The following is a 20,695-nucleotide window of genomic DNA, read 5'->3' as shown; positions in this document are numbered from 1 at the left end:
TCAGGGCGATCAGAGGGAGGCGTTGAAGCCGATCTGGTGGGTCTGGCCGAGGGCGCCCATCGCCTCGCCCTGGACGGCGCCGAGCTGGGACAGCAGGCCGGCGGTGCTGAGGGTCGTCGAGTCGAGGGTGAGGCTGGCCTCGGGGCTCAGACCACCGGAGACGGTGTCGAGGTCGGCGTCGGAGAGCGCGAGGGTCTCAACCTGGTGAGCGGAGTTCATGGGGAAACTGCCCTTCGTATGATGGTCCACACGGGGAAGCGGCCCCGCTGGGGACAGACGACGGGCCGCACCGCGGGCATGCGCCATCCCTTTCAGGACACCTTGGCGCGATCCCGGCGGTGCGAGCGATCAAACCACGGAGCGCGCCGGCCATCCAGCCAACCACTGCCCGGTCCAGGTCAGTTGGTACCGCCCGGTGACTCATCCGTGTGGGCGCGGTCACGCTTCGGGGGCAGTTTCTCCACAGCCCGCGCCACACAGGCAGGCCACAGCTCTTGCCACCGCCGCGCGGCTCCGGACAACTCGGCACCAACGGAACCCACCCCCCGTGCAGTTGCGTACGCACTGTGCAGATTCCGTTCCGGGGGCCGCTGCCGGGTCCGGGGCGCCGGTCGCGGTCCGGCTCGCGATCACCCCTTGGGGTGCGATATGCGGAGCAAGCAGGCGTGTCACATCGTCCGCGGCCGTTCCGTCAGTGAGGTGTAAGGACAGCAGCAATCACACGGGAGCACACCATGGACGCTCGTCTGAACATCTTCGCCAACCCGGTCACGGAGAAGTTCTTCAAGTACATCAACTCGGCGGGGAAGGCGGTCTCCGACTCACCCCTGCCGGCCGCGACGCAGGAACTGGTGAAGATCCGGGCCAGCCAGATCAACGGGTGCTCGTTCTGCACCGATATGCACACCAAGGACGCGGCCGCCGCCGGAGAGACCTCGCAGCGGCTGAACATGGTCGCGGCCTGGCGGGAGGCCAAGGTGTTCAGCGAGGCCGAGCGGGCCGCGCTGGAGCTGACGGAGCAGGGCACCCGCATCGCCGATGCGGCCGGCGGCGTCCCGGACGAGGTCTGGGCGAACGCCGCCAAACACTACGACGAGCAGCAGCTCGCCGCGCTCGTCTCGCTGATCGCCCTGATCAACGCGTACAACCGCGTCAACGTCCTGGTCCAGCAGCCCGCCGGCGACTACCAGCCCGGCATGTTCGGCTGACCCGGCCGGCAGCACGCCGGGTCAGTCGGCAGGGCGTTCGATCAGGTGTCTGAACGCGTCCAGGTTGCGCGTGGACTCGCCGCGGGACACCCGCCAGGCGTACTCCTTGCGGATGGAGGAGGCGAAGCCCAGTTCCAGCAGGGTGTTGAAGGCGCCGTCGGCGGCCTCCAGGACCTGGCCGAGGAGGCGGTCGATCTCGTCGGGGGTGACCGAGGCGAGGGGCAGCCGGGCGGTGACATAGATGTCGCCGAGGCGGTCTACGGCGTAACTCACGCCGTACAGCTTGAGGTTGCGCTCCAGGAGCCAGCGGTGGACGCCGGCCTCGTTCTCGTCGGGGTGGCGGATGACGAAGGCGTTCAGGGAAAGGGAGTGGCGGCCCACGAGGAAGGAGACCGTCGTGGAGAGCTTGCGCGCACCGGGGAGCCTGACCACGTAGTTCCCGGGCTCGGGGCTCTCCCACTCCACTTCGGTGTCCTTCAGGACCCCCTCGATGACCTGCGCGGCCTTCTCGACATCACCCATGGTGGGAGCGTACGTGACGGCGGTGCGACTGGGTCGCCGCCGTGTAGACGTCGGCGGTCGCGGCGGCCGCCCGGTCCCAGCCGAAGGACCGCGCGTGCCGGGCGGCGGCCCGGCCCATGGTCGCCACCAGGGCCGGCTCGTCGACGAAACGGCCGAGCACGCGCGCGTAGTCGGCGGGATCGTGGCCGTGGACCAGGAAGCCGGTCTCGCCGTCGCGCACGGCCACCGGCAGCCCGCCGACCGAGGCCGCGAGCACCGGCGTCCCGGCCGCCTGCGCCTCGATGGCGACCAGCCCGAAGGACTCGTTGTACGACGGCATGACCAGCAGCGACGCGGCGCGGAACCAGTCCGCGAGCTGCTCCTGGCCGACCGGCGGCCTAAACCGTACGACGTCCGCGATGCCGAGCCGGGCGGCGAGCTTCTGCAGCCCCTCCGGCTTGGCGAGCCCGCTGCCGCTCGGGCCGCCGACGATCGGGACGTGGATGCGCGAGCGCAGCTCGGGGCGCTCGTCCAGCAGCACCGCCACCGCGCGCAGCAGGATGTCCGGGGCCTTCAGCGGCTGGATCCGGCCCGCGAAGAGCGGGATCAGGGCATCCGGGGGCAGTCCCAGGCGGGCGCGGGCCGCCGCGCGGCCGTCGGCCGGGCGGAAGCGGTCCAGGTTCACGCCCGGGTGGACGACGGCGACCTTCGCCGGATCGGCGGCGTAGTGCCGTACCAGCTCGTCGGCCTCCTCCTCCGTGTTGGCGATGAGCCGGTCGGAGGCGGCGACGATCTGGGTCTCGCCGATGACCCGGGCGGCGGGCTCGGGGGTGTCGCCGTCGGCGAGGTTGGCGTTCTTGACCTTGGCCATGGTGTGCATGGCGTGCACCAGCGGCACGCCCCAGCGCTGGGCGGCGAGCCAGCCGACGTGGCCGGAGAGCCAGTAGTGGGAGTGGACGAGGTCGTAGTGGCCGGGGCGGTGGCCGGCCCAGGCCTGCATCACGCCGTGGGTGAAGGCGCACAGCTGGGCCGGGAGGTCCTCCTTGGCGAGGCCCTCGTACGGGCCCGCGTCGACGTGCCGGACGAGGACACCGGGGGCCAGCTCGACGGAGGGGGGCAGGCCGCCCGCCGTGGCCCGGGTGAAGATCTCGACGTCGATGCCGAGGGCGGCGAGCCGCTGGGCCAGCTCCACGATGTAGACGTTCATCCCGCCGGCGTCGCCGGTGCCGGGCTGGTGGAGCGGGGAGGTGTGCACGGAGAGCATGGCGACCCTGCGGGGTCGGCGGTGGAGCCTCAGTAGGGACGCGGCCGACGGGGAGCGTCGCCCGAGCCTGCTGACGTACTGGCTCACGTGGCGTTCCTCCTTGCTGCGGGCATGCCGGGCGGAGGACCGGCCCGGTCCTCCAAGGAGGTCCAACAGCGGCTGGGGGGCGTGCCATTTCCCGATCAAGCTGCTTTGCCCAATCATTACCTTAGATTCGAGCGGGAGTTCGATCATCGCGCTCCCGCTTACCCTCGTACACATGACAGCCCGCGCAGCGACCCTCCCCCACTCTCGGCTTCGTTCGAGCGGGCGGACCCCCGTCGTGGGAAACGTGACGCGCGGGACCACCAACCCCAACCGGCTGCGCCGCATGGACCGCTGGATCGCGGCGACCCACGGCCCCGAACTGCGGCGCGCCACGGACCCACTGGCGATCGACCTCGGCTACGGCGCCGCGGCCTGGACCGCCGTCGAGCTGCTCGGCCGGCTGCGCACCGTCGCGCCGCACGCGCGCGTGACCGGCGTCGAGATCGAACCGGAGCGGGTCGCGGCCGCGCGGCCGTACGAGCGGGAGGGGCTCACCTTCCGGCACGGCGGCTTCGAGATCGCGGTGCCCGGACGGCCGTTGCTCATCCGGGCCGCCAATGTGCTGCGCCAGTACGACGAGGCCGAGGTCGCCGCCGCCTGGCAGCGGCTGTGCGCACGGCTCGCCCCGGCCGGCGCCGGCTCGCGCGGCGGGCTGCTGGTCGAGGGGACGTGCGACGAGATCGGGCGGCGGCACGTATGGGTGGCGCTCGGTCCGGAGGGGCCGCGGACGGTGACCTTCGCGACGCGGCTCGGCTCCCTGGAGCACCCCTCCGACCTCGCCGAACGGCTGCCGAAGGCGCTGATCCACCGCAACGTCCCCGGCGAGCCGGTGCACGCCTTCCTGCGTGACTTCGACCGCGCCTGGGCCGCCGCCGCGCCCTACGCCTCCTACGGCGCCCGGCAGCGCTGGATACGCGCGGTGCGGGACCTGACGGCCGACTGGCCGGTGACGGACTCCCCGGCCCGCTGGCGGCAGGGCGAAGTGACGGTGGAGTGGGCGGCGTTGGCGCCGCGCGCCTGACCTCTCCCGTCCGGGGGGGGGCGGCGGGGTGGAACGAAACTCGCGGGTCGTTCGTCCCACCGGCGGGGAGACCGTCATATCGGGGTGAGTACGGGGCGAGTACGGGGGGAACGCCTCCCTCTGTCGCTTTGTGCCGCAACGTGACACCATCCCCGGGGCACCGTAAGTTACTGACGGTAAATCAGCTTGGGGGCATCTGTGATGGGCTGGGGCAAGCGCAGTATCCTCTCGGCCGCCGTGACCGTGGTCTGCGCGGTGACCGTGCTCAGCGCACCCGGCACGGCCTTCGCCGCCCCGAAACCGAGCCCGAGCGCATCCCCGACTCCCCCGCCGAGCAAGGATCTTGAGAAGGTCCGCGCGCAGCTCGACAAGCTCTACCACGACGCGGCCGTCGCCACCGACGCCTACAACGCGGCCGAGGAGAAGACCAAGCAGCAGTCCGCCGAGATCGTCGCGCTGGCGCAGAAGATCGATGAGGGGCAGCAGAACCTCGCGAGGCTCAAGGACCAGGCGGGCGCGGCCGCCCGCGAGCAGTACCGCACCGGCGGCGTCCCGCCCACCGCCCAGTTCCTGCTCAGCGACGACCCCGGACAGGTCCTGGACGGCGCCGGACTGGTGCTCCAGGGCCAGCGGGCGACGAAGTCGCTGATGAGCGAACTGACCAGCACCCAGCAGCAGTTGCAGGCATACGCCCACGACGCCACCGAGCAGTGGAAGAAGCTGGACGCCGAGCGCCAGGCCAAGGCCGTCGCCAAGAAGAAGGTCCAGCAGCAGATCGACGCGGCGGAGAAGCTGGAGTCCCAGCTGGAGAAGAAGGAGAAGGAACGGCTCGACCAGCTGGAGCAGCAGGCCGCCCTGAAGGCGCAGACGGACTGGCTGGACACCGGCATCCTCAAGAGGATCCACGGCAAGGCGTCCGCGCAGGGCGAGAAGGCCGTCGCGTTCGCCACCGAGCAGCTCGGCAAGCCGTATGTGTGGGGCGCCGAGGGCCCCAAGTCCTACGACTGCTCCGGCCTGACCTCCCAGGCCTGGGCGGCGGCCGGCCACCCCATCCCGCGCACCTCGCAGGAGCAGTGGCAACAGCTCAAGCACGTCGACGTCCAGGACATGCGCCCCGGCGACCTCATCATCTACTTCGACGACGCCAGCCATGTCGCCATCTACATCGGCGACGGCGCGATCATCCAGGCCCCGCGCCCCGGGCGGACGGTGACGATCGCGGGCGCCGGCTCGATGCAGATCCTGGGCGTCGTACGACCGGACGCGTAAGCCTTTGGCCGGGGCGCGGGGCGGTACAGCGCCGTTGGGGTGCGGCCGTCTTCCGGGTGCGGCTTTCGCCGTGGCTGCCCGCGCAGTTCCCCGCACCCTGGGGAATCCCCGTGACCCACGCCATGTGACCCACTCCACCAACCCGCCGCCCCAAACCCGGCCGGACGTGAGCTTCGTCATCCCCTGGGCGGGGGCACCCTGTCCAACTGTCGCACGGAACGCGGCATATGACAGCGGCCTGCGCGCGAGCGACGCGGCTCACACCATTCCATCGGGGCGGGCAATGCCGCTATGGTCCCCGTCGGTGGCCTCGAGACCCTCGGCGCCACCATGCCCTCGGGGGGAGGGAAGGAAACCAAGAGATGCCCGTACCCGTACCGCGGCAGAGAGCGATCCCGGCCGTGGAGAGTGGTCAGGCGCAGGCCGCCTCCGCAGTCGGCGGCCCCCTCAAGGAAGAGGCCCACCGCGACGCCACGCACACCGGCACCGCCGGCACCACTCTCACCCTGCTGCTGATCGAGGACGATCCGGCCGGTTCGCCGATCGTGCCCGACCTGCTGGACTCGGCCGGCAACCCGATCCGCGTGCGCACCGCCCGCAACCTCACCGAGGCCGAGCGGCTGCTCACCGACGACGTCCACTGCATCCTGCTGGACCTGGCGCTCCCGGCGCCGAGCGGCAGGGACACCGACGACGAGCTGGCCGTGCTCAAGCACGTCCTCCAGCTCGCGCCCCGGCATGCCGTACTCGCGCTGACCGGCTCCGGCGACGCCGAGCGCGGTCCCGAGGCCGTGCGCGTGGGCGCCCAGGACTATCTCTTCCGCGACGAGCTGGACGGCCGGCTGCTCAGCCGCGCCATCCGGTACGCCGTGGAACGGAAACGTTCCGACACGGCCGAGCGGCGGCTGGCCGAGGGCCGGCTGCGCGCGCAGGAGAACCGCCGGCTGGAGCGCGGGCTGCTGCCCACGCCCCTGCTGGACGGCTCCTCGCTGCGCTTCGCCGCCCGCTACCGCCCCGGCCGCTCCCGGGCGCTGCTCGGCGGCGACTTCTACGACGCCGTCCGCACGCCCGACGGCACCGTGCACGCCATGATCGGCGACGTCTGCGGGCACGGCCCGGACGAGGCCGCGCTCGGCGTGGAGCTGCGCATCGCCTGGCGCGCGCTGACGCTCGCCGGGCTGTGCGGGGACGAGCTGCTGGGCACGCTGCAGCAGGTGCTGGAGCATGAGCGGGCCGACGAGGAGATCTTCGCGACGCTGTGCACGGTGGACATCGCGCCGGACGGCCGTAGCGCGGGCCTGTGCCTGGCCGGCCACCCGGCCCCGCTGCTCGCCCGCCCCGGCCGCCCGGCCCGGCTGCTGCCCTACGACAACAACGGCCCCGCCCTCGGCCTGCTGCCCGGCGCCCGCTGGCCGCGGATGCAGGTGGAGCTGGGTGCCGAGTGGAGCCTGATGCTCTACACCGACGGTCTGATCGAGGGCCGGGTCGGGCAGGGCGGTGAGCGCCTCGGCCAGGACGGGATGGTCTCGATGATCCGCCGCCAGCTCTCCGAGGGGCTGCGCGGGGAGCATCTGCTGCGGACCGCGGTGAGCGAGGTGCGGGATCTCAATGGGGGCGAGCTGACGGACGACGTGGCGGTCGTTCTGCTGGACCGTACGCCGTAGCTCCGGGACCCGTCGGCTCCGGGTCGGTCAGCGGCCGCCGTTGTACGGGCCGTAGGGGCCGTCGCTGCTGCTTCCGCGGCCGCGGCGGCGGAAGCCCTTGCCGCCGGAGACCTGCTGGAGCGCGGGCCGTACGTCCACGAAGAAGACGATCGAGGCGACCAGGCCCGCGAGCTGCAGGAACAGCATCGGGACGAAGAGGTTCACGGCGACCGCGACGCCCAGGATGATCAGCCAGAAGCCCTTGTTCTGCTTGTCCGCGGCGCGGTACGCGTCCTCGCGGAAGATCGCGGCCATCACGAACGCCACGATGGCGAGCGCCAGCATGGCGGTGAAGATCAACCACATCACTCCGCCGACCGCCGTCATCAGCACTATGCCCACCACCCGAGTCGAGTCGTCCGTACAGCCACCGTACCCGTACAACGGGCCGGACACCCCGAAGGTGCCCGGCCCTTTGTCACCTCGTCGGTCGGGGTCACTTCGCCGGCGGGGTCGTCTTCTTCGCGGTGGTGGCCTTGCGGGCGGCCGGAGCCTTCTTCGCCACCGGCTTCTTCTCCGCGACGGGCTCGGCCTCGGCCTCGGCCGGCTTCGGCTCGTCCTCGACCTCGGCCGACTCGGGCGTGCCCTGGACGGTGATCGCGAATTCCTCGATCTCGTCGGCGGCCTCGCCGCGCCAGGTCTTCACGGTCTGCTCGCCGTGCTCGGCGACCTTCTCGTAGGTCTCGCGGGCCCTGACGGCGTACTCGGCGGCGACGCCGACGCCGCGCAGCGCGAGGTCCTGGGCCTGCTCGCCGAGCTTCTTCAGGTCGACGTCGAGGGTGCCGAGGAACTCGTTGACCTTGGCCTGGAGGGTCTCCTGCGCCTCCTTGGCGCGGGCGGCGGCCTTCTCCTGCACGGCCTTCGGGTCGGTGTTGCGCACGGCCTCGATACGGGCCGGGGCCTCGGCGCGCAGCTGCTCGACCAGGGCGGGCACCTTCTTGGCCTGCTGGTAGGCGAGGTCGGCGGTACCGGCGGCGAAGTAGAGCGGAGTCGGGTCGCTGAGGGTCTTGCGCAGGTCGTCGGTGATGGCCATCGTGATCAGGTCCTCCCGGATTTCGCGTTCGGCTGAGGTTGGTGTGGTCCGCGGTGGGGCGGCCGGCGCCCTGGTCCGGTTATCCGGCCGTCCGCCGCGGACCGGCATCGGCATCGTGTCCGCCGGCCGTACCGGTGCCGCGTACGGCGGTGCCGTCGGTGTCCGCGTCCCCGTCCTGTGCCGTGTCCTTTGCCGCCTCGTCCGCGGCGGGCTCGCCGACCCCGAATCCGTTCTCCTTGCGGAAGGACTCGTAGATCTGGAGCAGCACCTGCTTCTGCCGCTCGTTCAGCGAGGGATCGGCGAGGATGACGGCGCGCGTCTCCACGTCGTCCCGGTCCCGCTCGGCGTCGAGGATCCCGGCGCGGACGTACAGCGTCTCGGCGGAGATGCGCAGGGCCTTGGCGACCTGCTGGAGCACCTCCGCGCTGGGCTTGCGCAGCCCCCGCTCGATCTGGCTCAGGTAGGGATTGGACACCCCGGCGGCCTCGGCGAGCTGCCGCAGCGAGAGCTGGGCGTTCCGCCGCTGCTCGCGCAAGTACTCACCGAGATTGCCGACGTTCAGCGATGCCATGCCTCCACCATGCCCCACCCTCGCTAACAATTGCAAGCACCCGCTTGCAAAAGTGTCATTGCGGCGGCTCCTGCGGTCTGATCCGCAGGCGGCCCCGGGCCGCTCGGCGTTCGAGCCGGCGTTGTTCCGCCGTCGCCCAGCGGCCGGCGCGGGCCGGGTCGAGGGATGTGCCGTGGCCGACGTGCAGCCGGGTGGGCCTGAGGTCGAGCATCGCGCGGAGGCTGGCGAGGTTGGCGAGCGGGTCGTCGTGGAAGGGCGGGTTGGCGGGGCGGCCCTTGATCAGGCCCATGAAGGAGTTGGCGATGAGGTCGCCGGCCACCAGGTCGCCGTCGTCGGTGAGGACGGCGACGGAGCCGGCGGTGTGGCCGGGGGTGGGGATGATGCGGCCGTCGACGCCGTAGTCCGCGAGGCCCCTCTCGCCGTGGACGAGGATGTCGGGTTCGAAGGGTTCGGCCTGTTCGTGGAGCTTCGGGTTGCGGGCCATGAGCCGTCCCATCGGTCCGGTGGGCAGGTACGGTTCGCGGACCCGGCCGGTGCGGTAGGGGCCGAGGTCGGCGGCGTGCGCGGCGATCGGCGCGCCCGTGAGGCGGCGCAGTTCGGCGGCGGAGCCGAAGTGGTCGATGTGACCGTGGGTGACGACGACGAGGCGGACGTCCTGCGGGTCGACGCCGTGGGCGGCGACCTGTTCGGTGATGCGCCGGCCGCTGCCGGGGGTTCCGGCGTCGACGATGACCGGGTGGCGGCCGAGCAGCAGGTAGGCGTTGACGGCGTGCCGGCCCAGGACGGGGATCGGGACGACCTTGGTGCGGGACAACTGGGTGCTCCTTGGGGGAGGGGTGTGGTTCAGCGGGCGGTGGCGTGGGGGCGGAACCGGCGGCGGTACTCGGCCGGGGTGGCGCCCAGGCGGCGGCGGAAGGCCCGGTGCAGGGTCTCCACCGAGCCGAGTCCGCTGGCGGCCGCGATGTCGGGCAGGCTGCGTGCGGACTCCTCCAGGAGACGGCGGGCCGCCTCCACCCGGACCGCTTCCAGGTAGTCGGCCGGGGTGCGGCCGGTGCAGTCGCGGAAGACCCGGGCGAAGTGGCGCACGCTCAGGTTCAGGCGGGCGGCCATGGCCTCGACCGGGATCCGCTCGGCGAGGTTGTCGTCGATCCAGCGGCGGAGTTCGTCGATGCGGTCGTCGGCGCTCGCCTGGAGGGAGAGCGGCACGCTGAACTGCGTCTGACCACCGGGGCGTTTGACGTACATCACCATGGCGCGGGCGGCGTCGAGGGCGATGGCCGGTCCGTGGTCCTCGGCCACCATCGCGAGGGCGAGGTCCATGGCGGCGGTCACGCCCGCGCAGGTCCAGATCCGCCCGGCACGGATGAAGATCGGCTCCGGGTCGACCGCGATGTCCGGGTGGTGCGCGGCCAGTTGGCCGGCGGTGAGCCAGTGGGTGGTGGCGGGCAGGCCGGTGAGGAGCCCGGCCTCGGCCAGGAGGTGGACGCCGGCGCACACGCCGCCGACCCGCCGTGCGGCCGGAGCCGCCGTGGCCAGCCATGCGACGACGTCCCGGTCGACGACGGCCCGGTAGCGGCCGCCGGCGCTGTCCATGGCGCCGGCCACGAGGAGGGTGTCGATGCCCGGGCCCACCTCGGCCAGCGACCGCGCGGCGACCAGGCTGATCCCGGCGGCGGTGGGCAGCGGGCCGGCCTGCGCGGCGGCGATCTCGACCCGGTAGGCGGGTGCGTCGCCCGCCACCAGGCGGGAGGCGACGGAGAAGACCTCCGCCGGGCCGGTCACCTCCAGCAACTCGACCCCGGGGAAGGCGGCGATGACGACGGTGCGCGGTTCGGGCATACAGCGATCCTTCCGCCGCCCGAGCCGTGTCCGCAATGACCAGGTTCTGTCAGATCCGGCCATCGGTCAGGTCGCACGCCTCGGCGACCAGCGGCGCCACGGCGAGGTCTTCACCTGGTCCGTCCGGGGCCGGCCGCCGTCCAGGTCCAGCGCACCGAGCCGGCGGTGACGTCCGTCAGGATTCGAGAAGCGCCGGGCGGCACGCCCCCGCTAGCGTGGCCGCCATGGACCTCACCGCACCGCACGCAGCCGACAGTCACGACCTGATCCGTGTGCACGGCGCCAGGGAGAACAACCTCAAGGACGTCAGCGTCGAGATCCCCAAGCGCCGGCTGACCGTGTTCACCGGTGTGTCCGGCTCCGGCAAGAGTTCACTGGTGTTCGACACGATCGCCGCGGAGTCGCAGCGGCTGATCAACGAGACGTACAGCGCGTTCGTGCAGGGCTTCATGCCGACTCTGGCGCGGCCCGAGGTCGACGTCCTCGACGGGCTCACCACCGCGATCATCGTGGACCAGCAGCGGATGGGCGCCGACCCCCGCTCCACCGTCGGCACGGCCACCGACGCCAACGCGATGCTGCGGATCCTCTTCAGCCGGCTCGGCGAGCCGCACATCGGCTCGCCCAAGGCGTTCTCCTTCAACGTCGCCTCGATCAGCGGTGCCGGTGCGGTCACCGTCGAGCGCGGCGGGCAGCAGGTGAAGGAGCGGCGCAGCTTCAGCATCACCGGCGGCATGTGCCCGCGCTGCGAGGGCCGGGGCACGGTCACCGACCTCGACCTCACCCAGCTCTTCGACGACTCCCTGTCCCTCAACGAGGGCGCGCTCGACATCCCCGGCTACAAGACGGGCGGCTGGAACTACCGCCTCTACACCGAGTCCGGCCTGTACGACCCGGACAAGCCGATCCGCGCCTTCACCAAGCGGGAACTACAGGACTTCCTGTACCGCGAGCCGACCCGGATGAAGATCGCGGGCATCAACATGACCTACGAGGGTCTGGTCCCGCGGATCCAGAAGTCGATGCTCGCCAAGGACAAGGAGGGCATGCAGCCGCACATCCGGGCGTTCGTGGACCGTGCGGTCACCTTCACCGTCTGCCCCGAGTGCGCGGGCACCCGGCTCACCGAGGCGGCCCGGTCCTCGAAGATCGCGGGGGTCGGCATCGCCGACGCGTGCGCGATGCAGATCAGCGATCTGGCGCAGTGGGTGCGGTCGCTGTCCGAGCCGACGGTGGCACCGCTGCTGGCCTCCCTGCGGCACACCCTCGACTCGTTCGTGGAGATCGGCCTCGGCTATCTCGCGCTGGACCGGCCGGCGGGCACCCTGTCGGGCGGCGAGGCGCAGCGGGTGAAGATGATCCGTCACCTCGGCTCCTCGCTGACCGATGTGACGTACGTCTTCGACGAGCCCACCATCGGGCTGCACCCGCATGACATCCGGCGGATGAACGAGCTGCTGCTGCGGCTGCGCGACAAGGGAAACACCGTGCTGGTCGTGGAGCACAAGCCGGAGGCGATCGCGATCGCCGACCATGTCGTCGACCTCGGCCCGGGCGCCGGCACGGAGGGCGGCACGGTCTGCTTCGAGGGCACCGTGGACGGCCTGCGGGCCAGCGGCACCCTCACCGGCCGCCATCTGGACGACCGGGCCACCGTGAAGGACAAGGACGCGGTGCGCAAGCCGACGGGGGCGCTGGAGATCCGCGGCGCGAGCACGCACAACCTGCGGAACGTCGACGTCGACATCCCGCTCGGCGTGCTGACCGTCGTCACCGGTGTCGCCGGCTCCGGCAAGAGTTCGCTGGTGCACGGGTCGATCCCGGCCGGCGCGGACGTCGTGTCCATCGACCAGACCCCGATCCGTGGCTCGCGGCGCAGCAACCCGGCGACGTACACCGGGCTGCTGGAGCCGATCCGCAAGGCCTTCGCCAAGGCCAACGGCGTGAAGCCGGCGCTGTTCAGCGCCAACTCCGAGGGCGCCTGCCCCACCTGCAACGGCGCCGGTGTCGTCTACACCGACCTGGCGATGATGGCCGGTGTCGCCACGACCTGCGAGGAGTGCGAGGGCAAGCGGTTCGAGGCGTCGGTGCTGGAGTACACCCTCGGCGGGCGGGACATCGCGGAGGTGCTGGAGATGCCGGTGGCCGAGGCGGAGGAGTTCTTCGCCGCCGGTGAGGCCCACATCCCGGCCGCCCACAGGATCCTGCGGCGGATGGCCGACGTGGGCCTCGGCTACCTCACCCTCGGCCAGCCGCTGACGACCCTGTCGGGCGGTGAGCGCCAGCGGCTGAAGCTGGCCACGCACATGGCCGACAAGGGCGGCGTCTACGTCCTGGACGAGCCGACGACCGGCCTGCACCTGGCCGACGTGGAACACCTCCTCGCCCTCCTGGACCGCCTGGTCGACTCCGGGAAGTCGGTCATCGTGGTCGAGCACCATCAGGCGGTCATGGCCCACGCGGACTGGATCATCGACCTCGGTCCGGGGGCCGGCCACGACGGCGGCCGCATCGTCTTCGAGGGCACCCCGGCCGAGCTGATCGCCGCCCGTGCCACCCTCACGGGCGAGCATCTGGCGGGGTATGTCGGCGCCTGAGGCGCATCGGGCGGCTTCGGAGCGCGCGTCGGTCAGTCCTCGAAGCCGCCCGTCGCCAGGATCTCGTCGATCCGCGCCCGGTGGGCCCTCTCCCAGTCGTCCAGGGTTTCCTCGGCCTCCTTGGCCAGCTTGGCCAGGGCCTTTCGCAGAACCTCCGCCGCCCGCGCCGCCGGTACGGCGACCACGCCCTCCTCGTCCGCCACGATCAGGTCCCCGGACTCCACCCGGACGCCCCCGCAGCGCACGGGCTCGTTCAGGGGGCGTACGGCCTTCTTGGTGCCGGGGATCGGGATGATGCCGCGGGCGAAGACGGGGAAGCCCAGCTCCCGGACCTCGCCCAGGTCGCGGATCAGGCCGTCGGCGACGAAGGCCGCGATGCCCCGGCGCCGGGCGACCGCGCAGACGTTGCCCCCGGCCAGCGCGTAGTCGAGGTCGCCGGACTCCACGACGACGACCGAGCCGGGCGCGGCGCGGTGGACGGCCGCGTGCAGCATGAGGTTGTCGCCGGGCGGGCAGCTGACGGTGAACGCCTCTCCGGCGACGCGCGGTACGGGCTCCCACAGGGGCCGTATCCCGATGTCCATGACCTGCTCGCGGCCGAGCAGGTCGGCGAGGGTGGTGGTGGGGACACCCTGGAGGGCGGCGGAGATCGCGGTGTCGGTCATGTGCCGCACGCTACCGCCGTCAGAACGGCAGCGGGCGGGCATGGACGACGTCCAGCCGGGACACCGCCCGGGTCAGGACCACGTACAGCCGGTGCGCTCCCCGTTCCTCCGCCTCCGCGACGGCGGCCGGTTCCACGGCGACGACATGGTCGTACTCCAGGCCCTTGGCCAGCGTCGCGGGGACGAGGGTCACGCGGGCGCCCAGTTCGTCGGGGCCGGCCGGGTCGAGGCCGGCCGCCGTCAGCGCCTGGCGTACGCCGTCCACCTCCGCGTCGGCCGCCACGACGCCCACAGAGCCCTCGTGGGCGAGCGCCTCGCGTACGGCGGTCACCGTCGTGCCGGGCACGTCGTCGGTGGGGCGCATCCGCAACGCGCCGTCCGTGCGCAGGGAGGTGGCCGGGGGCACGGACACGTCCAGGCGGGGCAGCAGGCGGTTGGACAACTCCATGACGGCCGCGGGTACCCGGAAACCGGTGGTCAGCGGGATCACCGCCGCGTCCGGCCGGCCGAGGTGGCGCAGCTGGGCCGGCCAGTCGCGGGCGGCCCACGGGGTCGTGCCCTGGGCGAGGTCGCCGAGCACGGTCAGCGAGCCGAAGGCGGCCCGGCGGGCGATCGCCCGGCACTCCATGGGGGAGAGATCCTGTGCCTCGTCGACGACGATGTGGCCGTGGCCCTGCGGGTGCTCGACCAGGCCGGAGAGTTCGTCCAGCAGGACCAGGTCGGCGGCCGACCAGCGGGCCGACTTGTACGAGCGCGGCGGGCGGGGCCACAGCAGCGCGGCCTGCTCGTCCGGCTCCAGCAGACCGTCCGCCGCACGGGCCAACACCTCGGCGTCGGTGAGGAGTTGGGCCAGTACCTCCTGCGGGCGGACCTTGGGCCAGACCGTGTCGAGGTGTGCGGTGAGCGGCCGGGCCCGTTCGATGCGGCGCACCCAGGCGGCCGGCAGGACGCCTGAGCGCCGTTCGGCCTTCTCGCGCAGCCGCCGTACCACCCGGGTGCGCACCCGCTCGCGGCCGATGGCGTACGGCGGCTCCTCGGTGCGCACCGCCTCGACGACGGCGGCCAGTTCACCGGCCGGCACCCGCCACCAGTGGGAGCCGTCCCGCACGGCGAGGTCGGTCACGCCGTCGGTGCTGACCCTGCCGTACAGCGCCCGGCGCAGCACCTCGGCCATCCGGGCGTCGTGCTTGAGCGCCGCCGTGTACGCCGGGTCGGTGCCGGTGACCGGGTGCCGGGCGATCTCCTCCAGCAGGGTGGACTGGCGTACGCCAGTTTCGCCGAGCGAGGGCAGCACCTCGGCGATGTAGCGCAGGAACGTGCGGTTGGGGCCGAGGATCAGCAGTCCGGCGCGCTGGAACCGCTTGGGATGGGTGTACAGCAGATACGCGGCGCGATGCAGCCCCACCGCCGTCTTGCCGGTGCCGGGGGCGCCCTGGACGCACACCGACTCGGTGAGGGCGGCGCGGACCAGGTCGTCCTGTTCGGGCTGGATGGTGGCGGCGATGTCCCGCATGGGTCCGACGCGGGGCCGTTCGATCTCGCGGGCCACGATGTCGCTGGTCCGGGACTCGCCCCGGCCCAGGTGCTCGTCCTCCAGGCCGGTGAGGTCGGCGGAGGCTCCGCTGCCGCCGGGCGCCCAGCCGAACCGGCGCCGTGTCCGCACACCCTGTGGATCGCGGGCGCTCGCCTGGTAGAAGGCGCGGGAGACGGGGGCCCGCCAGTCGACCACCAGGGGCGGGGCGGCCGGGTCCTCGGTGATCCGGAGCCGGCCGACGTGGTAGTTCTGCCCGCCGTGCCCGGGGTCGCCGTCGGCGAAGTCCAGGCGGCCGAAGAACAGCGGGCCGGGCGGGAGTTCGCGCATCGTCTTGGCCTGGCTGCGGAGCCGGTAACCGAGGACCTCGGCGTCGGCTCCGGAGGCGGAGACGTCCTCGCCGATGACGACCTGTTCGGCGGCGCCCTCGATCATCGCGGCGAGGGCGGCACGGCAGGTGTCGTGGTAGCCGCGCTCGGCGTGCAGGGTGGCGGTGAGGGCGGGGTCGAGTGACGTCATGGCACCAGCCTAACGCCATAACGTTACCGAGTTACATTTTTAACCAGGTCTCAGACGCCGCGCTTCCGGCGCTTCAGCTCCGGCAGCCCCTCCGCCAGCCGCCTGAAGGCCCGCTCGGCCGCCCGTACGGCATCCGGCGCCACCTCGGCGACCGGCTCCCCCGCCGCGATCCGCCGCCAGTTCTCCTGGGCGAGGATGCGCTGCACGGCGATGATCTGCCCGGCGGCCAGCCGCGCGTCCAGCCCGCCCCCGAGCGCCTCGGCGAGCGCCGCCTCCGACCGCTCCAGATGGCCGTACGCCCGCGCCACCAGGGAGGGGGTGCCGTAGAGCAGGGTGTGGAAGGCGAGCACCTGGGGATGGTCGTTCAGGCCGGTGACCGGGTCGCGCCGGTCCAGCCCGGCGAGGAAGTGCCGGCGCAGCGCGTCCACCGGGTCGGCCGCGCCCTCGACGACCCGCGCGGCCTCCGCCTCGTGGTCCGCGATCCGGTGCAGGACCAGGTCCTCCTTGGCCGGGAAGTATCGGAAGAGGGTCGGCTTGGAGATCCCGGCGGCGGCGGCCACCTCGGCGACGGACACGGCATCGAAGCCGCGCTCCAGGAACAGCCGCACGGCGATGTCCGACACGTCCTGGTACATCCGCTGCTTCTTGCGCTCACGCAGGCCCATCTCACCCATGGGGCGAGCCTACGCAGCGCCGCCCGGACGGGTGGGCCAGGCCAGGACACCGGCTCTGAGGTACGGGTCGGTACGGTGCCGGGACGACAGGCCCAGGGAGGCGGTGGCCGCCGCCAGGGTCATCGCGTACGACTCCACCGCGCGGCGGACGTTGGGGGCGTCCAGGCTCGCGCCGGTGACCAGGCGGTCGAGGTCGACGTAGGCGGAGCGGACGATCTCGATCCACCGGTACACCCGCCAGTCCCGCTGCCAGTCCTCGGTGAACCGGGCCGGCAGCCGGCTCGCCCAGCGGCGGAACATACGGTCGCGGATCTCCGGCCGGGTCGGGGTCAGATGCATGTGCCGGACCAGCTCGTACAGCGGGTCGCCGACCACGGCCAGCTCCCAGTCGATGAGGGTCAGCGCGAGCCGGTCCTCGCGGCGCACCAGGTTCCAGGGGTTGAGGTCGCCGTGCAGCAGGGCCGCGGCGCGGTCGGTGACCTGGTGCCGGGCGAGGATCTCACGCAGCCGGGGCGCGTCGGGCAGGCCGAGGAAGCGGGCCACCTGCTGGGACTCCCTGGGCAGTCCGGCCACCAGGGCCACCAGCTGGTCGCAGAGCCAGGCGTGGAAGCCGGGCCGGCCGGCCAGCGGGTCGACCAGGGTGTAGTCGACCGCCGTCAGCGCGGCCAGCTGGTCGACCAGTCCGTCCGCCTCGTGCGGGAGCAGCCCGTTCACCGGGTGCTCGGGCCGCCTGCGGACATCGGGCGGGCCCTCGTAGGTGTGGACGGCGAAGAGGTCCCCGGAGTAGGTACGGATGCCGGAGAGGTCCGTGGAATGGCTCTCCCCCAGCGCCAGCACGCGCGGCGCGGCCACCGCCGCCCCGGACCGCTCGATGGCCCGGAGCACGCCGTGCTCGCTGAGGAAGCTGCGTTCGCGCCGGGTGACGTGCGTGACCCTGCGGCGGACGACGACCGGGAACGGGGTGCCGGGCACCCGCAGCACCGAGTTGAGGTGCGCGGTGCCCTTGAACACCCGGTGGGCCGGGGCCGCACCCTCCAGAAGCAGCGCGTCGGCCACCGCGGAATGGGGGAAGTCCGGGTGTTCGGGCACCCGCCGGTCCGGCTTCCAGCCGATCGCCCGGGCCGCCCGTCCCCGCCGCGGCCCGCCGCCCGTCCCGGCACCGGGCCCCACCGACGCCCGCCAGCGGAACAGGATCCGCTCGATCTCCTCCCGGCCCGGCACCAGGCCGAGCCGCAGCGGCTCCGCCGCCGCCAGCACGGCCCGGTGCACCCGTGCCGTCGCCTCCTCCAGGCTCTTCTGGTCGAAGGCCTCCTGGAGCGACTCCGCGGCGCGCATCACGTCGGGAAACACCGACTGCGCCCGTTCGAAGGCGACATAGTGGCGCAGATCCCGGCCCACGCCGTTCACGGCGGCGGGCCGCACCTCGCCCATGGCGCGCGCCCACGCCGCGACCACCTCGTCCCACTGGTGGTCCGGATAGCCCATCCGGACCAGGTGGACGGCGAGGTCGTGCAGCGGATCGCCGTAGGTGGCCAGCTCCCAGTCGACCCGGACCAGGGGCGCGGCACCGCCGCACGACATGATCACGTTGTCGCGGTGCAGGTCGGCGTGGAGCAGGCCGTAGGGGCGGCGCGACATGGCGGGGACCCGCTCGGCCAGCCGGGTCAGGGCGTCCTCGGGAATGCCCAGAGCGGCGAACAGGCCTCCGAAGCGGGGCCAGTTGGGCGTGCGGATCTGCAGGTCGGCCAGGTGGGCGAGGGTCCGCAGGAAACCCTGGCTGTCGGTGTGGTTGCGGGGCCACAGGGACGGCAGGGGCGGCAGCGCGGAGCCACGCACCTGGGCCGTCTGGGCGAGCAGGTCCGCCAGCGCCCCGATCAGCACGCCGTCGACCGGTCGGCCGGCCCGGCAGGCGCTGGAGAGCGGTACGCCGTCCACATGGCTGTGGACGGCGAAGCCGGCTCCCTCGGCCAGGCACTCGGGCACATCGGGCAGCACGCCCCCGACGGCCCTCAGGATCTCCGGCTCGCTCGGCCAGGTCCGGATCACCACCGGCAGGACGTCCGCGCGCGCCACCCGTACGGTCACGAGGGTGCCCGGCGCCCGGCCGAGCAGGCCGGCCAGGGGCTCGGTGAGCGGCAGCACATGGTTCAGGTGGTGGAAACCGCCACTGGTGCGTCCCCGCGCCGCGGCCTGTGCCAGGAACGCCCGGCAGACGGGGTCGGGCAGCGCCCGACCGGCACGCGACCCGGCCGGGTCGCGGGGGACGGGTGGTGCGCCCACGGGCCGCTCCGGGGTTCGATCGCGCTGCGCTGGAGGGGGACGAGACGGGTCGGGTCAGGACGGGTCAGGTCGGGGAAACGCTATCTCCCCGCATGCCGGACGACACGACGTTCGGGCTGGACGAGCAGCCGGGCAGGTGGTCTGCCACTCGTCCACGCCAAGGCCGGCAGAGGCTGACGCGTTCGCCATCCCTTACGCGGAGAACCCGAGCGGTCGCTCAGACGGTTGGGCCGGATGCTATCCCATGCCGGCGCCGCCCGGGCTCGGATCCCGAGTCAGCCGCGCAGCGTCCGCAGCAGCGGCTCCAGCGACGCGATGACGTGACCCGCTCCGGCGTCCCGCAGGAGCTTGCCCTTCTGCTCGTTACGCGCGTAGCCGAGGAACGGGACGCCGGCGTTCTTCGCGGCGGCGAGGTCGGAGCGGGAGTCGCCGATCATCAGGGCCGCCGAGGGGGCGCAGCCCATCGCGGTGAGGGCCCGGTTGAGGCAGTGCGGGTTGGGCTTGAGGAGGTGCAGGTCGGCCGTGCGGCCGTAGATGTGGGAGGCGAAGCAGGAGGTGAGGCCGCGGCCGTCCAGATAGGCGCGGACCACCTTTGGGGAGTTGTTGGTGGTGATGGCCAGCCGGGCGCCGACCGCGGTCCAGGTGTGTATCAGGGGGTCGGCGTAGGGGGTGGGCAACGCGGAGCCGGCGGCGCGCAGTTCCTCCTGGGTGAGACGTTCCTCCAGCTCGGTGACGAGGTCGCTGCCGGGGTGCCGGAGGTCCACGGCACGCAGCACCACATGCGGGTCCAGCAGATCATGCTCGGAGCCGCTGAGCAGGTTGTGCAGTCCGTGCCCGGCCAGCCAGTCCACCAGCCCGGCGGCGACCCGTTCCGCCTTGTGCCGCGCGAACAGACGGCAGATCGGTCCGTCGAAGTCCCACAGCACCACCCGGGCACGTCCGATCAGATCCCGTAGCTTCTCGATCTCGTTCGCGTTCTGTTCGGTCTGCGTCGTCGCATCAGAAGTCACTAGGAGAGTGTCAGGTCCGTCGTAATGGTTTCCCAGAGGGCGTCGAACCACTTCTGCGATTGCTCCACGAACGCCGCGTCACGCTGCCCGGCCCGCTGCTCGAAGGAGAAGAGCAGCGACTCGGAGCCGAGGGTGTCGTACATCTCCAGCGTCCCGCGGTCGGTGGGCTCCGCGCGGCGCGTGACCATGTAGTGCGCGAACAGCGCCTCGACCCCGTTGAGCAGGTACAGCTTCACCGGCGGGGTGAACGGCAGCGCCCGGAAGGTGACATGGACGTCGATGTCATGGGTGCCGCGCAGTGCCTGCAGGTTGTACTGGAGCACCTGGCCCTGGGCGTTGCGCATGGCCAGCCAGCGCTGGTGGACCGCGTCGTCCTCCGCGCTCCCGGCGTCGACCGAGACCGGGAAGGCGAGGTTGATGTCGCGGGACGGCAGCAGGACACGGGCATCGATCCGCTCGGGGCGCACCCGGCCCTCGTGCACCAGGCGCAGCGGTTCGCCGAGCGCGGGGATCAGGCTCTGCGCGGTCAGGCAGACGGCGTCGATCCGCACATGCCGGGCGGAGAAGGCCTCGGTCAGCCGGGGGGCGAGGGCCACCATGGTCGGCTGCGGTTCGTCCCGGGCGGGCCGCGGCTCGGCGACCCTGGGCGGACTGCCCTTGCTGACATCGCTGAGCAGCCCGTCCTCCTGGAGCGCGCGCAGCGCCTGGCGTACGGCGCCCCGCTCGACCCCGAACTCCTCGGCCAGCTCGGCCTGGGTGGGCAGCCGCTCGCCGGGCCGCAGCACGCCGCTGCGGATGCGTCCGCGCAGGGTCTCGGCGATCTCCTGGGGCGCGCGCCGTCCGCTGCCGTTCACTGCCACACGGTCCTGGGTCACGACCAAACGCTACAACTCTGATCCATCTATGGGGAGTTGGTTGCCAAC

19 protein-coding genes are annotated in these 20,695 nt (G+C 72.5%); 5 read left to right on the top strand and 14 right to left on the bottom strand.

Annotated elements, in window-relative coordinates:
• Positions 1 to 9: 9 nt before the first annotated feature.
• Positions 10 to 219, bottom strand: coding sequence for a hypothetical protein (locus AB0L75_RS07640; protein WP_365176701.1), 210 nt, complete (start codon positions 217 to 219; stop codon positions 10 to 12).
• 515 nt (positions 220 to 734) lie between these two features.
• Here AB0L75_RS07640 and AB0L75_RS07635 point away from each other — a divergent pair.
• Positions 735 to 1,208, top strand: a complete 474-nt coding sequence (locus AB0L75_RS07635; protein ID WP_365176698.1) for a carboxymuconolactone decarboxylase family protein — start codon at positions 735 to 737, stop codon at positions 1,206 to 1,208.
• Positions 1,209 to 1,229: 21 nt separating this feature from the next.
• Here AB0L75_RS07635 and AB0L75_RS07630 read toward each other — a convergent pair whose 3' ends face one another.
• On the bottom strand, positions 1,230 to 1,730 hold the full coding sequence (locus tag AB0L75_RS07630) for a YbjN domain-containing protein (RefSeq protein ID WP_365176695.1): 501 nt from the start codon (positions 1,728 to 1,730) through the stop codon (positions 1,230 to 1,232).
• Positions 1,723 to 3,060: a D-inositol-3-phosphate glycosyltransferase gene (gene mshA, locus AB0L75_RS07625; RefSeq protein ID WP_365176692.1), complete on the bottom strand. Its 1,338-nt coding sequence runs from the start codon at positions 3,058 to 3,060 to the stop codon at positions 1,723 to 1,725. Before mshA ends, AB0L75_RS07630 begins: the two co-directional genes overlap by 8 nt.
• A gap of 235 nt (positions 3,061 to 3,295) precedes the next feature.
• Between mshA and AB0L75_RS07620 the strand changes: the two genes are divergently transcribed.
• The 3 genes from AB0L75_RS07620 to AB0L75_RS07610 all read left to right on the top strand — a co-directional run bounded on the left by AB0L75_RS07620 (position 3,296) and on the right by AB0L75_RS07610 (position 7,014).
• Entirely contained in the window at positions 3,296 to 4,081 is a 786-nt protein-coding gene (locus AB0L75_RS07620) for a class I SAM-dependent methyltransferase (protein WP_365176689.1), read from the top strand.
• 201 nt (positions 4,082 to 4,282) lie between these two features.
• Positions 4,283 to 5,350 carry an NlpC/P60 family protein gene (locus AB0L75_RS07615; RefSeq protein ID WP_365178033.1) on the top strand — a complete coding sequence of 356 codons (1,068 nt, stop codon included), beginning with the start codon at positions 4,283 to 4,285 and terminating at the stop codon, positions 5,348 to 5,350.
• Between the two features lie 362 nt (positions 5,351 to 5,712).
• Entirely contained in the window at positions 5,713 to 7,014 is a 1,302-nt protein-coding gene (locus AB0L75_RS07610; protein WP_365176686.1) for a fused response regulator/phosphatase, read from the top strand.
• A 27-nt stretch (positions 7,015 to 7,041) separates the two neighbouring features.
• Here the strand turns inward: AB0L75_RS07610 and AB0L75_RS07605 are convergent, their stop codons facing one another.
• The 5 genes from AB0L75_RS07605 to AB0L75_RS07585 form a co-directional block, all read right to left on the bottom strand.
• The gene (locus tag AB0L75_RS07605; protein ID WP_365178030.1) at positions 7,042 to 7,386 is read right to left on the bottom strand and encodes a DUF2516 family protein; all 345 of its coding nucleotides are present in this window, start codon (positions 7,384 to 7,386) and stop codon (positions 7,042 to 7,044) included.
• A gap of 103 nt (positions 7,387 to 7,489) precedes the next feature.
• Complete coding sequence (locus AB0L75_RS07600; protein WP_365176683.1) at positions 7,490 to 8,086, bottom strand: hypothetical protein; 597 nt, start codon at positions 8,084 to 8,086, stop codon at positions 7,490 to 7,492.
• Positions 8,087 to 8,165: 79 nt separating this feature from the next.
• Positions 8,166 to 8,657: a helix-turn-helix transcriptional regulator gene (locus AB0L75_RS07595; protein ID WP_365176680.1), complete on the bottom strand. Its 492-nt coding sequence runs from the start codon at positions 8,655 to 8,657 to the stop codon at positions 8,166 to 8,168.
• Positions 8,658 to 8,712: 55 nt separating this feature from the next.
• Positions 8,713 to 9,471 (bottom strand): MBL fold metallo-hydrolase, encoded by a 759-nt coding sequence (locus AB0L75_RS07590; RefSeq protein ID WP_365176677.1) that lies wholly within the window; start codon positions 9,469 to 9,471, stop codon positions 8,713 to 8,715.
• Between the two features lie 29 nt (positions 9,472 to 9,500).
• The gene (locus tag AB0L75_RS07585) at positions 9,501 to 10,496 is read right to left on the bottom strand and encodes a helix-turn-helix domain-containing protein (RefSeq protein WP_365176674.1); all 996 of its coding nucleotides are present in this window, start codon (positions 10,494 to 10,496) and stop codon (positions 9,501 to 9,503) included.
• Between the two features lie 224 nt (positions 10,497 to 10,720).
• Between AB0L75_RS07585 and AB0L75_RS07580 the strand changes: the two genes are divergently transcribed.
• The gene (locus tag AB0L75_RS07580) at positions 10,721 to 13,093 is read left to right on the top strand and encodes an excinuclease ABC subunit UvrA (protein ID WP_365176671.1); all 2,373 of its coding nucleotides are present in this window, start codon (positions 10,721 to 10,723) and stop codon (positions 13,091 to 13,093) included.
• Positions 13,094 to 13,125: 32 nt separating this feature from the next.
• Here the strand turns inward: AB0L75_RS07580 and AB0L75_RS07575 are convergent, their stop codons facing one another.
• The 6 genes from AB0L75_RS07575 to AB0L75_RS07550 form a co-directional block, all read right to left on the bottom strand.
• Positions 13,126 to 13,758, bottom strand: coding sequence for an RraA family protein (locus tag AB0L75_RS07575; RefSeq protein ID WP_365176668.1), 633 nt, complete (start codon positions 13,756 to 13,758; stop codon positions 13,126 to 13,128).
• 19 nt (positions 13,759 to 13,777) lie between these two features.
• The gene (locus AB0L75_RS07570) at positions 13,778 to 15,808 is read right to left on the bottom strand and encodes an AAA family ATPase (protein WP_365176665.1); all 2,031 of its coding nucleotides are present in this window, start codon (positions 15,806 to 15,808) and stop codon (positions 13,778 to 13,780) included.
• A 50-nt stretch (positions 15,809 to 15,858) separates the two neighbouring features.
• Positions 15,859 to 16,482 (bottom strand): TetR family transcriptional regulator, encoded by a 624-nt coding sequence (locus tag AB0L75_RS07565; RefSeq protein WP_365176662.1) that lies wholly within the window; start codon positions 16,480 to 16,482, stop codon positions 15,859 to 15,861.
• A 9-nt stretch (positions 16,483 to 16,491) separates the two neighbouring features.
• Positions 16,492 to 18,762 (bottom strand): aminoglycoside phosphotransferase family protein, encoded by a 2,271-nt coding sequence (locus AB0L75_RS07560; RefSeq protein ID WP_365176659.1) that lies wholly within the window; start codon positions 18,760 to 18,762, stop codon positions 16,492 to 16,494.
• 275 nt (positions 18,763 to 19,037) lie between these two features.
• The gene (locus AB0L75_RS07555) at positions 19,038 to 19,772 is read right to left on the bottom strand and encodes an HAD family hydrolase (RefSeq protein ID WP_365176656.1); all 735 of its coding nucleotides are present in this window, start codon (positions 19,770 to 19,772) and stop codon (positions 19,038 to 19,040) included.
• A complete protein-coding gene (locus AB0L75_RS07550) occupies positions 19,772 to 20,653 on the bottom strand; it encodes a GntR family transcriptional regulator (RefSeq protein WP_365176653.1) in 882 nt (293 codons plus the stop codon). The genes AB0L75_RS07555 and AB0L75_RS07550 overlap by 1 nt, the downstream gene beginning before the upstream one ends.
• Between the last annotated feature and the right edge of the window lie 42 nt (positions 20,654 to 20,695).

It is taken from the genome of Streptomyces sp. NPDC052101, assembly GCF_040680235.1.
In the GTDB taxonomy this organism is placed as follows: domain Bacteria; phylum Actinomycetota; class Actinomycetes; order Streptomycetales; family Streptomycetaceae; genus Streptomyces.
Note: the sequence above shows the minus strand (reverse complement) of the source record. Positions and strands in the feature narration are given on the sequence as shown.

Bases quoted from the DNA above. Each gene is read 5' to 3' on its own strand.
- AB0L75_RS07565 (WP_365176662.1), bottom strand. From the start codon at position 16,482: ATGGGTGAGATGGGCCTGCGTGAGCGCAAGAAGCAGCGGATGTACCAG.
- AB0L75_RS07595 (WP_365176680.1), bottom strand. From the start codon at position 8,657: ATGGCATCGCTGAACGTCGGCAATCTCGGTGAGTACTTGCGCGAGCAG.
- AB0L75_RS07630 (WP_365176695.1), bottom strand. From the start codon at position 1,730: ATGGGTGATGTCGAGAAGGCCGCGCAGGTCATCGAGGGGGTCCTGAAG.
- AB0L75_RS07585 (WP_365176674.1), bottom strand. From the start codon at position 10,496: ATGCCCGAACCGCGCACCGTCGTCATCGCCGCCTTCCCCGGGGTCGAG.
- AB0L75_RS07640 (WP_365176701.1), bottom strand. From the start codon at position 219: ATGAACTCCGCTCACCAGGTTGAGACCCTCGCGCTCTCCGACGCCGAC.
- AB0L75_RS07580 (WP_365176671.1), top strand. From the start codon at position 10,721: ATGGACCTCACCGCACCGCACGCAGCCGACAGTCACGACCTGATCCGT.
- AB0L75_RS07610 (WP_365176686.1), top strand. From the start codon at position 5,713: ATGCCCGTACCCGTACCGCGGCAGAGAGCGATCCCGGCCGTGGAGAGT.
- AB0L75_RS07635 (WP_365176698.1), top strand. From the start codon at position 735: ATGGACGCTCGTCTGAACATCTTCGCCAACCCGGTCACGGAGAAGTTC.
- AB0L75_RS07600 (WP_365176683.1), bottom strand. From the start codon at position 8,086: ATGGCCATCACCGACGACCTGCGCAAGACCCTCAGCGACCCGACTCCG.
- AB0L75_RS07575 (WP_365176668.1), bottom strand. From the start codon at position 13,758: ATGACCGACACCGCGATCTCCGCCGCCCTCCAGGGTGTCCCCACCACC.
- AB0L75_RS07570 (WP_365176665.1), bottom strand. From the start codon at position 15,808: ATGACGTCACTCGACCCCGCCCTCACCGCCACCCTGCACGCCGAGCGC.
- AB0L75_RS07615 (WP_365178033.1), top strand. From the start codon at position 4,283: ATGGGCTGGGGCAAGCGCAGTATCCTCTCGGCCGCCGTGACCGTGGTC.